The organism is Acinetobacter chengduensis, from assembly GCF_003664645.1.
In the GTDB taxonomy this organism is placed as follows: domain Bacteria; phylum Pseudomonadota; class Gammaproteobacteria; order Pseudomonadales; family Moraxellaceae; genus Acinetobacter; species Acinetobacter chengduensis.
Window position 1 is genome coordinate 123,507 of record NZ_RCHC01000002.1, and the last position, 12,492, is coordinate 135,998.

At 38.0% G+C, this 12,492-nt stretch carries 9 protein-coding genes and 1 tRNA gene; 3 read left to right on the plus strand and 7 right to left on the minus strand.

All coding sequences use genetic code 11. The features are described from left to right. Nucleotides 1-24 precede the first annotated feature (24 nt). Complete coding sequence (rng, locus tag D9K81_RS02180) at nucleotides 25-1,479, plus strand: ribonuclease G (protein WP_120373863.1); 1,455 nt, start codon at nucleotides 25-27, stop codon at nucleotides 1,477-1,479. A 142-nt stretch (nucleotides 1,480-1,621) separates the two neighbouring features. Continuing rightward, nucleotides 1,622-1,795 carry a PA1571 family protein gene (locus D9K81_RS18375; protein ID WP_171406854.1) on the plus strand — a complete coding sequence of 58 codons (174 nt, stop codon included), beginning with the start codon at nucleotides 1,622-1,624 and terminating at the stop codon, nucleotides 1,793-1,795. Between the two features lie 177 nt (nucleotides 1,796-1,972). Here D9K81_RS18375 and D9K81_RS02185 read toward each other — a convergent pair whose 3' ends face one another. Both D9K81_RS02185 and D9K81_RS02190 read right to left on the minus strand, forming a co-directional pair. Beyond that, nucleotides 1,973-3,352, minus strand: coding sequence for a WS/DGAT/MGAT family O-acyltransferase (locus tag D9K81_RS02185; protein ID WP_120373862.1), 1,380 nt, complete (start codon nucleotides 3,350-3,352; stop codon nucleotides 1,973-1,975). Nucleotides 3,353-3,519: 167 nt separating this feature from the next. After that, nucleotides 3,520-4,254 carry a phosphoadenylyl-sulfate reductase gene (locus D9K81_RS02190; RefSeq protein ID WP_120373861.1) on the minus strand — a complete coding sequence of 245 codons (735 nt, stop codon included), beginning with the start codon at nucleotides 4,252-4,254 and terminating at the stop codon, nucleotides 3,520-3,522. 211 nt (nucleotides 4,255-4,465) lie between these two features. Here D9K81_RS02190 and thrH point away from each other — a divergent pair, with 211 nt between their 5' ends. Continuing rightward, nucleotides 4,466-5,083, plus strand: coding sequence for a bifunctional phosphoserine phosphatase/homoserine phosphotransferase ThrH (gene thrH / locus D9K81_RS02195; protein ID WP_106984455.1), 618 nt, complete (start codon nucleotides 4,466-4,468; stop codon nucleotides 5,081-5,083). 91 nt (nucleotides 5,084-5,174) lie between these two features. Here the strand turns inward: thrH and D9K81_RS02200 are convergent, their stop codons facing one another. The 5 genes from D9K81_RS02200 to D9K81_RS02220 all read right to left on the minus strand — a co-directional run bounded on the left by D9K81_RS02200 (nucleotide 5,175) and on the right by D9K81_RS02220 (nucleotide 12,225). Continuing rightward, entirely contained in the window at nucleotides 5,175-6,563 is a 1,389-nt protein-coding gene (locus tag D9K81_RS02200; RefSeq protein ID WP_120373860.1) for an outer membrane protein transport protein, read from the minus strand. A gap of 791 nt (nucleotides 6,564-7,354) precedes the next feature. Continuing rightward, nucleotides 7,355-8,563, minus strand: a complete 1,209-nt coding sequence (locus D9K81_RS02205) for an OmpP1/FadL family transporter (RefSeq protein WP_120373859.1) — start codon at nucleotides 8,561-8,563, stop codon at nucleotides 7,355-7,357. Between the two features lie 295 nt (nucleotides 8,564-8,858). Then, the gene (locus tag D9K81_RS02210) at nucleotides 8,859-10,106 is read right to left on the minus strand and encodes an OmpP1/FadL family transporter (RefSeq protein WP_120373858.1); all 1,248 of its coding nucleotides are present in this window, start codon (nucleotides 10,104-10,106) and stop codon (nucleotides 8,859-8,861) included. A gap of 601 nt (nucleotides 10,107-10,707) precedes the next feature. Beyond that, a tRNA-Arg gene (locus tag D9K81_RS02215) sits at nucleotides 10,708-10,783 on the minus strand. A gap of 86 nt (nucleotides 10,784-10,869) precedes the next feature. Next, nucleotides 10,870-12,225: an amino acid permease gene (locus tag D9K81_RS02220; protein WP_120373857.1), complete on the minus strand. Its 1,356-nt coding sequence runs from the start codon at nucleotides 12,223-12,225 to the stop codon at nucleotides 10,870-10,872. Between the last annotated feature and the right edge of the window lie 267 nt (nucleotides 12,226-12,492).

Below are 12,492 nucleotides of genomic sequence, written 5' to 3' on the forward strand. Positions count from 1 at the left end.
TTTTATAATGTTTTGAGTCTTATTATGTCTGACGAATTGTTAATTAACGTCACACCGATGGAATGTCGTGTGGCTTTAATTGAAAACGGCACCGTCAATGAGCTATTTGTTGAACGTACTGTTAAACGTGGATTAGTGGGTAATATTTATAAAGGAAAAGTGGTGCGTGTACTTCCGGGTATGCAAGCGGCTTTTGTGGATATTGGATTATCACGTACGGCTTTTTTGCATATCAATGATATGGTTTGGCCACGTAATCAACCTACGCCCAATGTCTTTGAATTGCTACAGCCAGGGCAGATTCTGACGGTTCAAGTGATGAAAGATATGCTTGGAACCAAAGGCGCACGTTTAAGCACAGATTTATCTATCCCTTCACGTTATTTGGTGATGATGCCTTATGGAAGCCATACAGGTGTTTCACAGCGCATTGAGTCTGAACAAGAACGTGATCGCTTGCGTGGCATTATTGAGCGTATTCAAGCAGAACATAAGCTTCCGGGTTCTGTAATTGTTCGAACTGCAGCGGATGGCATTGAAGAAGCAGCCATCGCGCAGGATATGGCTTATTTAGCCAAGCTTTGGGAATACATTCAACGCAAGCAAAAAAGTATTGCAGTTCCATCGCTAATTTTTGAAGAACTTCCATTGCCTCAGCGCGTTATTCGTGACTTGGCAAATGAAAATACAGCAAAAATTCATGTCGACTCACGTGAAATTCACGGCAAATTAAAAGAATTTGTAGACGTTTTTGTACCAAATATGCGCGACAGCCTCATTCACTATCCGGGTGAGCGTCCAATTTTCGACTTGTACAATGTTGAAGAAGACATTCAAAAAGCTCTTCAAACGCGTGTGGCATTAAAGTCGGGTGGCTATCTGATGATAGACCAAACCGAAGCTATGACCACCATTGATGTGAATACAGGCTCTTATGTGGGCGGTCGTTCGCTAGAAGATACGGTGTTTAAAACCAATATGGAAGCCACTCAGGTGATTGCACGTCAATTACGACTGCGTAACTTAGGTGGCATCATTATTATTGATTTTATTGACATGCAAGAAGCACAGCACCGTGAACAGGTGATGAGCCAGTTTGAAAAAATGCTCGAACGTGATCATGCCAAAACCAAAATTACTCAAGTGTCCGAACTGGGTTTAGTGGAAATGACGCGTAAACGTACACGCGAGTCACTGGAGCACTTGCTTTGTGAATCATGCCCAACCTGTCAGGGGCGTGGTTATGTGAAAACTGCAGAAACAGTATGTTATGAAATATTTCGAGAAATTTTAAGATATGCACGTGCTTTTGAGTCACAAGGTGGCTTTACTGTCGTTGCACATCCGTCTGTGATTGACCGATTGTTAACAGCCGAAGCCCCCGCAGTGGCTGATTTAGAGCACTTTATTAGCCGTGTGATCAAGTTTCAGGTGGAAAATCTGTATACGCAAGAGCAATACGATATCATTCTGAGTTGAAATTGTAACAGAATATCGTTAAACACTTGTTACATCTGAAATTTTACTTTTAATCTCAGATTTACAATACTAGTCACATCGAATAGCCAAAGCCATTTCTCAAATGAGAGAGGGGAAATGGTTTAGCAAAGTGAGGTGTGTGATGGGTGTAAGTAAAGCAGTGATTGAAACCGGCTTAAAACATGTACTAGATGCAAAAAATATGCATACGGCTTATATCTTAGATGAGCGTGGTAATGAAGTACAAATTACAGCATCTATGATTCGTTCTGCTTGTCATGAATTATTAAAACAGTGTAGACACATTAAAAAATAAGGGGCCAAAAGAGCCCCTTATTTTTTACCTATTTAATGCGATTCAACCCTCAGAGTGAAGGTTGAGTTTATTTTTTGGCTTTAACTTCTTTACTTAATCAAAGCCATTTCATTCAACCGACTGTATTAAGTAACTAGATTTAAATAACTAGAGTTTGGTGCGATCAGAGTTCAGAATCTAACTGACCGCTTGCAACTTTGGGTGATTGGCATTCACAATCGCTTCAAAGGTCTGAATCTCATCTTCCAAATGCGTTAGCAAATTCTGCATTTTCGGTAGTGCATTACGGCAAGCTGTTAAACCTACTTCCAATTTATCCATATAACTGGTCATGGTAATGTTAAGCGCTTGGCCATCCAAAATAATAGAAGCTGGATATAAGGCTTCTAAGCGTGCACCATTCCAATACAAAGGCTCTTGAGGACCTGGTACATTTGAAATAACAAGGTTAAAAGCCTGACGTTTTGGCATAAGGCCAGACGCAATATTTAAACCAGCAGCACCGTAAATAAACGCACTATAGTTTAAAATTTGATTGGCATTCATGCGTTTAAAACGCTGTTTTGCATTTAACACACTACGACGCACAATTTTTAAACGCTCTAACGGATCTTCTTTATGCGTACCCAAATTTGCTAAAATCATCGTGATACGATTCGATGTTTCTGAGTCATCATCACGGACAGAAGCAGGAACCATCGCAATCAGAGGTTTTTTCGGAAGTGCATTTTGATGAATCAAATATTCACGTAGTGCACCTGAACAAATGGCCAGTACTATATCGTTAATGGTTACGCCCAATGCATCAGAAATATGGCGCAAACGCGAGAATTCAAATGACTGTGCAGCAAAGCGACGAGAAGAGCTAACACGCTGGTTTAAAATCGAGCTTGGTGCTTGGAAGCTGGATACATAATCTGGATTACGCCCCATGTCTTTCATAATAGTTTGAGACAATTCATAAGCAACGCGTGGTGTTGCTTGCAACTGGCTTTTTAAGCCTTCTAAGATGCTTTTTGCACGGCTGACTTTGGGTTGCTTCAGACGTTTTGCACGCGGGCCTTCTACACACCATGGCGGTACAATGCTTTTGGTTTTTGGATCATGCGCAAGGGATTTTTGTACCAGACGCATACCTGCAATACCATCGACCATTGCATGATGGATTTTAAAATACATGGCAAATCGGTTACCTTCAATTCCTTCAATAATATGACAGGTCCATAAAGGCTTAGCACGATCAATCAGGGCGCTATGTTCTTGTGAAATATAAGTGAGTAATTCACGAATTCGGCCTGGTTGCGGTAAAGCGATATGACGGAAATGATGGTCTAAGTCAAACTCTTCGTCTTCATCCCAAAAGAAGCCATTGAGTTTGTTATTAAAAGGTGGAATAGGAATCGACTTAGAATTGCGGATATCTGAAACTAAATCTTGAATAAATGATGCAGCAGCATTGTCTGGAATTTGAAATAAAAATAGACCGCCCACGTGCATGGGTTGTTGCCGTTTTTCCAAAGATAGAAAAATAAAGTCAATTGGGTGTAATGGACGCATAGGGGTGATTGCCTCATTGCAATATCTATGGGAGCTCTTGTCTGAGCTACCTTGTTAGAATTATATGATTTCTTATTCAGTATAACGGGTTTAGCTTAAAAAAAAATGAAATTCTATGCATTTATGCGGTGAAAAAAACCACTGTATATACAGTGGTTTTTATGGATTTATTTTTTCATATTACCAGCATGCAATCCACATTCTTTATGCGTTGCATCTTCCCACCACCAACGACCTTCACGTTCGTGCTGATTTGGAAGTACTGGGCGAGTGCAAGGCTCACAGCCAATGGAGATAAAGCCACGTTCATGCAGTGGGTTATATGGAATTTCCATCAGGCGGATATAGTTCCAAACATCTGCGCTAGACCAGTTAGCTAATGGATTATATTTAATCAATTGTTTGCCTGGGCCTGAAAATCCTGCGTCGGCTTGAACCACTGGAATTTCATTACGTGTACCTGGGCTTTGGTCTTTACGCTGACCTGTGATCCAGCCATCCAATGTTGCTAATTTTTTACGTAGCGGCTGTACTTTACGGATACCACAGCATTCTTTGTGGTCGTCTTGATAAAAACTAAAAAAACCTTTTTCAGACACAAGCTTTTGTACGGTTTCAGATTCTGGGAAGCAGATTTCAATATCAATTTTATAGTGTTTGCGCACGGTGTCTAAAAACTGATAGGTCTCTGGATGTAAGCGACCTGTATCTAGGCTAAAGACACGAAAAGGAATACCTAGATTAGATGCAAGATCGATAAGAACAACATCTTCTGCACCAGAAAAAGAAATTGCAACTTCGCCTTGTTGGCTCAGTGCAAGTTTCATAATTTCAGACGGAGATTTGTCTGCATATTCAGATGCTAGTGCATCTACAAGATCAATACTTGGGATTGTAGTCATGTGTGTCCTGGCAATAGGCTTGGAAACGGCAAACCTATATTAATTTATTTCACATCTATTTTAATAGAAATGCTAAAGATGACTTATTAATAAAAATTAGATTGATATGAAAAAAATAGAATTAATAAAGCTGAGCGATCATATATAAACATCGGCTATGATAGATACAACTTTTAATAACTTTTTACAACACTGACATTTGGGAGAACCCATGGAAATCGTATGTCTAGATCTTGAGGGCGTGTTAGTTCCAGAAATTTGGATTAACTTTGCAAAAAAAACAGGGATTAAGGAGCTTGAAGCGACTACACGTGATATCCCAGACTACGATGTGCTTATGACACAGCGTTTAAACATTCTTAAGCAACATGGTTTAGGTTTAAACGATATTCAAGCGGTTATTGCAGATATGGGGCCATTTGAAGGGGCAAAAGAGTTTGTTGAATGGGTACGCACACACTTTCAATTGATTATTCTTTCTGACACATTCTATGAGTTTGCTCATCCATTGATGAAACAATTGGGTTGGCCAACAATTTTCTGTCATAAATTAGAAACTGACGAAAATGGCATGATCACAGCGTATAAACTGCGCCAGCCAGATCAAAAACGTAAAGCAGTACAAGCTCTACATGGTTTAAACTTCCGTGTGATTGCAGCAGGTGACTCATATAATGATACAACCATGCTGGGCGAAGCAGATAAAGGCTTCTTGTTTGATGCACCTGCAAACGTAATCGCTGAATTCCCGCAGTTCCCACCGATTCATGGTTATGCTGCTTTAAAGCAAGCAATTCGTGAAGCATCGGTTCGTGATATTCCTGAGTAATTCTTTTTTGTTCACTTCTAGTTATGAGTGACAAATAAGAGAAGGGCGCCAATGGCGCCCTTTCTTGTTTAATCCAAATGCATAACTTAAATTAGAAGCGATAACCAATTTTCAGGCTATAGCCAATCGCATTGTTATCTTCAAAATTGGCAGCATAACGGTCATCGTATCCAAAGTCTGAGGCAACTTGAGATTTGGCATCACCTAACCAGAAGTATTTAACGCCAGCTTGAATAAATGACTGCGGTGTTGGGCTAAATTGGCCACCAAGACCAACCGACCAGTAGCCTTCAGTTGGACCTAGTGTAGATACTGGATTACCTGCGCCAGAATCCCAACCAACCATGACTGTGCCAGCCCATTGATCGTTAAATTTACGGCCTACACCTACGTTTGCAGAAATTTGATCTTTATCATAAGCGACAAGGTCAAAGCCTTTTGGAGATCCAGCTAATGCTTGAGTCAAACCAGAAGCTAGCTGTCCAAATTTATAAGGGCGAATTGCGAAATCTGACCAGTTAACCCAGCGAACTTGTGCAAAAGCTACTGTATTTGCCATGATACCCGTTTGGAAATCTAAGTTAACCGACTGCGGTGTCGATATTTTAGTTTCACCTTCTTCGTTATTGATTTTGTTGATGTTCGCTTGGTTTAAAACGGGCAACTGACCAGCGATGATGGTGTTTGTTACATAGCCTAATGTTTCATTAGCAGTGACTTTGTGATTGACTTTTGAACGGTAAGTCAAAGATGCTTTCAATGCAATTTCTGGAATTTGAAATGCTACACCGCCCAACCAGCCAACAGATGAATCTTCACCTATTTTGGCATCATAACCGTTGAATGGAGTTTTATTCGGACCAGTCGCCATTCCAGAACACATTACAGGACATAGAACGCCACCAAAAGGACCGTACGCTGCACCGCGTAAACTTACATTGCCTTTTACAGTTTGGTAAACTGGACCTGCGTAGATATTCCAATTTTCAGTTGGTTGAAAACCAAAAATGAAAGATAAATTTTGTGTTTGAACATCTACATTCGTGCCTTCACCACCCTTATAGAAAGCACCTGCATCTTTAAGAGCCGCCTGTCCAGTACCAGTTTCTGCAAATGATTTATCTTGGGTTGAATATGTTGCTTTTGCGCCAAAGGGTTGATCGTAAATCAAGCCGAATGAGAGGTTGTCTGTCATTTGAACTTTTAAAGCAGCGTTATAGAATTGATAGCTGTCAGCCATATCACTTAGATTACTGCCATCAAGTCCTTTGCCTTGGATTGTCGCATTAGGCGGTACCCAGCCTTCTCTCATTTTTCCTGAAACGTCAGCATCTAATACCGAAATACCTGCCTCAAAATAATTCCCTGGCTGTAAAAATGCTTGAATAGATTGGCCTGAACGATCCAATGCTGCTGCAAAAACGCTTGATGCTGGCAGACTTGCTAAAATTATCGCACTCGTTAATTTTTTTAAATTCATTTTACTATCCTAGTATAAATAAATGCTTCATTGCTTTAAAAAATATGAGAAATCATTTTAATTTTACTCATATCTTATAGGCGAAAAATACCATAAATATAAAAAGAGTAAAGACTCTAAATTTAATGTTTGGTCAAAAGATAGATTTTTATATAGGTGTTTTTGATGTTTTTACTCTAAAAAATACAACTAACATTATGAAAATACATAATATATTTTTAATCGTGAACGCTAGAGTTTATTCAATAAAAAATACCATTTTAGTGCAGATATAAAAAAATAATATGTGAAACATGTCTCATTTATGTTTTAGTAAAAAGGTGTAATGCATTTTATTTTTAGCGTATTAGTAAACTTAAAACTTTATAAGCTAGTGGTTTTTTAGAGGCCTTTATGACCTCTAAAATGAGGCATTCGAAGGGATAGAGAGGAGAGTAAGCGTATTCAATTTACTTCTGCAACGATGAATTATAATAGATTAAATAACTTAATAAGAATAAACTTTTATTAAGTTGTTTTAATAGAATAGGCTGGCTTAAATATAGATTTAAAATAAATTTTACTTATGAATGGTACGTCATGATGTTGAATAGATAGTGATAGGCTGAATTATTTAAAAATTTCATCTTTTAATATGCATACATATATCTTTACTTACTTTAGTTAAATTAAAATATCAATAATTACCTAAAATAAGATGTGAATTTAATTATTTAGTATTTCTAATTTTAAATATACAAAAAAGAAAAGCCCAAACACTAAGATTGGGCTTTCTATGACTCAGTAATGAATTAGAAGCGGTAACCGATTTTCATACCATAACCAATCGCCGTATTATCTTTAAAGTCTGCGACTTGTGTACCACCAGTTTGTGCAACAGCATCACCTAACCAGAAGTATTTAACACCAGCTTGAATAAAATAGTTTTCAGCTGGGCTGTATTGACCACCTAAACCAATACTCCAATAACCTTCTGTTGGACCAAGTGTGGTCACAGGGTTGCCCGCACCAGAATCCCAACCAATAGCGGCTGTACCTGCCCATTTATCGTTAAATTTACGAGAAACACCAGCCGTAATCGAATATTGATCGTCTGAATAATCAATGAGGTTTTGAGCTTTACCTTTTGCAAGTTCAGTTGCTTGAGCAAGAAGCTGAGGCTTCACTGCAAACTGACTCCAATGTACCCAACGAAGATTGGCAAATACTAAAGTATTGGCTGCAACACCTGTCTGTAAATCAATATTGACCGATTGTGGTGTTGTTGCATCTACCGTGCTTTCTCTATAGCCCATTGTGGCTAAAAGTGGTTTAGCTGGACTGAGTGGGTGTCCTGTTGTTGGTAGTGAGGCACCAAGTTTTGCTAAGTCCGAGCTCTCAATGGCTTTCGCGTCATGTTTAATTTCAGAGCGATATGTTACAGATGCTTTTAAAGCGATTTCAGGGATTTGATAAGCAAAACCAGCTAACCAACCGTATGCTTGTTCTTCTTCAACTTTAATGTTGTAGCCACTCAGTAGGCTATAAGCTGCACCACGTAATTTAATATCAGCTTTTACTGTTTGCCATACTGGACCTGCATAAATATTCCAATTTTCTGTTGGTTGGTAACCAATCAATGCAGTCAAATTATTCGTGCGAACTTTAACACCAGTACTTTCCGTACCATTATCAAATGTACCTGTATTGATGCCATAAGTTGCATCTGCACCAAACGGTTGATCATAGATTAAGCCTAAAGATATTTTCTCTGAAGCTTGAACTTTTACGGCCGCCGCAGGGAAGTAATAGTCATCTCCCATATCGCTTAATGGCTTATTATCAACACGTGATGTTCCTTCTACAGTAGGATCAAGCACTGAAAAAGATGCTTCGGCATAATTTCCTGGCTGTAAAAACGCAGAAATTGATTGTCCAGAGCGATCTAAACCAGCAGCAAATATAGATGCTGTTGGTAAAGCGGTAAGTAAAATAGCTAAGCTAAGACGATTTAGTTTCATACATTTCCCTGTTTGTAACTTTTCATAGAAGTTCAATGAGGGAAAAGTAACACATTAAAAAAATGAGTAAATACTCAGCTTTGCTCTAAAAATGAACTTATGCATGCATAGAAAAGGCTTGTCTAGAGTAAAAATACTATTTACGTAAACTTATCTAAATGATTTTGAATAAAAAATAGAGTATTTATTTTAATTTGAAAGGCTTGAAAAGAGGGGGAAACTGTTTGTTTATAGTTTGGTCAATTAGATATTAAATGACTGCAGCGGACTGCAGTCATTTAAGAAATCGGTTGAATTAGAAGCGGTAACCCATTTTTAGACCGTATGCCCAAGCATTGTTGTCTTCAAATTTGGCAACTTGTGCTTTTTCAGCATTTCCTGGAATTGAGTAAGCGCCTGAACGCGCAGTCGCATCACCTAACCAGAAGTATTTTACACCACCTGCAATAAAGTAATTGGGCGCAGGGCTGAACTGTAATCCTAAACCAATATTCCAATAACCTTCTGTTGGGCCAAGTGTAGATACAGGATTGCCTGCACCAGTGTCATAACCTACAGACACGTTACCAGCCCACTGTTCATTGACTTTACGGCCAACACCTACAGTTGCACTATATTGATCGTCTGAGTAATCAACTAAGTTGAAGCCTTTAGTATAAAGATTATTTGTAGCTTGGGCAGAAGCTAGTTTAGATGCTGTGTCAAATTTGTAAGGGCGAATTGAAAAGTCTTTCCAATTAACCCAGCGGACATTAGCAAATGCAACTGTATCAGCCATGATACCAGTTTGGAAATCTAAGTTTACTGATTGCGGTGTTGTAATGTTAGTGTTGCCATTTGGCGTTAGATTTAAAGCCGCAAATGAAGAAGTTGCTGCAAAAGTTTCATCACTTGCTGATTTGTGATCAACTTCAGAGCGGTAAGTAACAGAAGCTTTTAACGCGATGTCTGGAATTTGGTAAGCAGCACCTGCTAACCAACCTACAGCACCATCTTCTTTCATCACAGCATTATATGCACCAAATGCTGTTTTTCCATTATAGGCAAGACCACGTAGCTGAAGGTGACCTTTTACAGTTTGATAAACAGGACCTGCATAAAAGTTAAAGTTTTCATTTGGTTGGAAACCAAAAATCATTGAAATATTTTGAGTTTTTACATCTACTGTCGTTGATTCACCATTGCCACCATGGAATAAACCTTCACCTGTTGCTGATAAAGGTGCATCTGTTGTAGCGTAAGTCGCTGAAGCGCCGAAGGGTTGGTCGTAAATTAAACCAAAAGAAACATTATCAGTTAACTGTAATTTAAGCGCTGCATTCGGGAAATAATAATCATCAGCCATATCTGCAATGCCAGAACCGTTGGCAAGTGCTTTGCCTGAAACAGTTGGATCAAGTACAGAAATACCTGCTTCGAAATAGTTGCCAGGTTGTAAAAAAGCTGAGATTGATTGGCCAGAACGGTCTAATGCTGCTGCAAATGCGCCCGCAGTTGGTAATGTTGCAAGTAATACTGCTGTTGATAGCATTTTCAATTTCATTCTTCATCTTTCCTTGAGGTGAAAATTCGTTCGGTTACTGCATTTTTATAAGTGACGATTGTTATATTTTATGGAGGATTTTCCTGCTTTTATGTTGCCTGGCTGTTTACTCCATGTAACAAAAATAGCATAAATTAAATAAGAGTAAATGCTCTAGAAATAAAAAAATGAATAATTTATGATCTATTAGAGTTAATATTCTAAAATTTTAAAATACGGTTAAATTAAGCTGTTGTTATATAAAAAATAAAGATGAATTTTTGAAATTTAATTTTTATTTAATTGGTTGAAATATTAACTGTTTTTATTGTGTTGTATGTCACATAAATAAAGGCTCATGTTTTGTTAAGTGTTACATCTTTATTATGAGAAAAATAAATACAGTGATGACCTTAGCTAATTTTATTGAAAATTTAGTCCTCTAACGTTTGCTTTGAGCTGAAATAGATTGGACCTGAAGACATTGTACTGAGAACTGAAAAATAAGCACAATCGTGTACACATTTAGAAATGAATGCGAATTGATTTTGAGTTGTACTTGTTTTACTTGGCAAAAGTGTAATTTGAAGTGAAATTGCTTAATGATTATAAAAAGACAGGATGGTGCGCTCTGCGGGACTTGAACCCACGCCGGTCGCTTAGGAGGCAACTGCTCTATCCAGTTAAGCTAAGAGCGCAAGGCCGACTTAATTTACTCTAATTTGAGATAAAAAAAAAGTTATTGCCGAAACAATAACTTTTTATTTTAAATCAATGTTGTAATTTATACTTTTGATTTATTCAGTGATTTAAATAAACCAAACATGACAAGAATCCAAATAGGAATCATGTAAACAGATTCTTTAAATCCTTGAGTCCACATAATGTAAAGAATAGTTGCAATGAACAATAAAACCACAAAGTTACTTACTGGCGCCCAAAGTGCAGGGAATTTAGTTTTTTCACCTATTTTTTTCATGTGTTGCATAAATTTGAAATGAGTCAATGAAATCATTGCCCAGTTCAATACTAGCGCACCCACAACAATATAAATTAAGTGACCTAAGGCATCTTCTGGTACGAAGTAGTTTAAAAGTACGCAACCAAAAATGAGCAGTGCAGAGAACAATACCGCTGGAATTGGCACGCCTTGGCGGTTTACTTTTAAGAATACTTTTGGTGCATTTCCTTGTTGCGCTAAACCAAATAACATACGGCTATTGGCATACATACCACTGTTATATACAGAAAGCGCGGCAGTTAAAATAATAAAGTTTAGTAAATGTGCAGCCCAGTTAATGCCCAGTTGACTAAAAATCATTACGAATGGACTTTTATCCAGACCACCTAAATCTAATTGATTCCATGGCACTAAAGACAAAAGAATAGTTAATGAGCCTACATAGAAAATCAGAATTCGGAAAACGACTTGGTTGATCGCTTTAGGAATGGTTTTTTCTGGGTTTTCTGCTTCAGCTGCAGCCATCCCGATCAGCTCAATACCGCCAAAGGCAAACATTAAGAATGCCAGCATGTAGAAGAGGCCATCAAATCCATTCGGGAAGAAACCACCGTGACTCCATAAATTAGAGAACGATGCAGTAGAGCCAGCATCTGCTGTTATAAGCAGGTACAAGCCGAATAGAATCATCGAAACGACAGCAGTAACTTTGACAATCGAGAGCCAAAATTCAGATTCGCCATAAAATTTTACATTGCCGAGATTGACCAGAGTAATCACAATGAAAAAGAATAAAACTGAAGCCCATGCAGGAATATGAGGCCACCAATAGTTAATATATTTAGCGACAGCAGTAAGCTCAGTCATGGCAACTAGGACGTACAAAATCCAATAGTTCCAACCTGCTAAAAAGCCTGGAAATTTCCCCCAGTATTTGTTTGCAAAATGACTGAAAGATCCCGCAACAGGTTCATGAACAATCATTTCCCCGAGTTGGCGCATAATTAAAAATGCAATCAGGCCGCCAATGGCATAGCCTAAAATAATAGAAGGTCCTGCAGACTGAATGACTTGGGCTGAACCCAAGAATAGGCCTGTACCGATCGCTCCGCCCATCGCGATGAGCTGGATATGACGGTTCTTTAAGCCGCGTTGCAGTTGTGAAGATTCGTTATTCAAAGTACTCACCCGACAATGGAGTAAGTGAAAGATTGTAATGGATTGAAAAGAAATAGCCTAGTAGCTCAAAATATATAAAAAATATTTATCAATTGAATGAAAATTATTTAATATGAATTTTCATATTAAAAATATATGAATCAATATATTAATTTTATTTGTTTAGAAGCGATCATTAGAAATGTATAAGATTTGAAAATACAAATGCTGTTTTTTTATACTTAAGTCATGAGTTAGATAAAAGATTGACAAAAAAAGGTATGATTC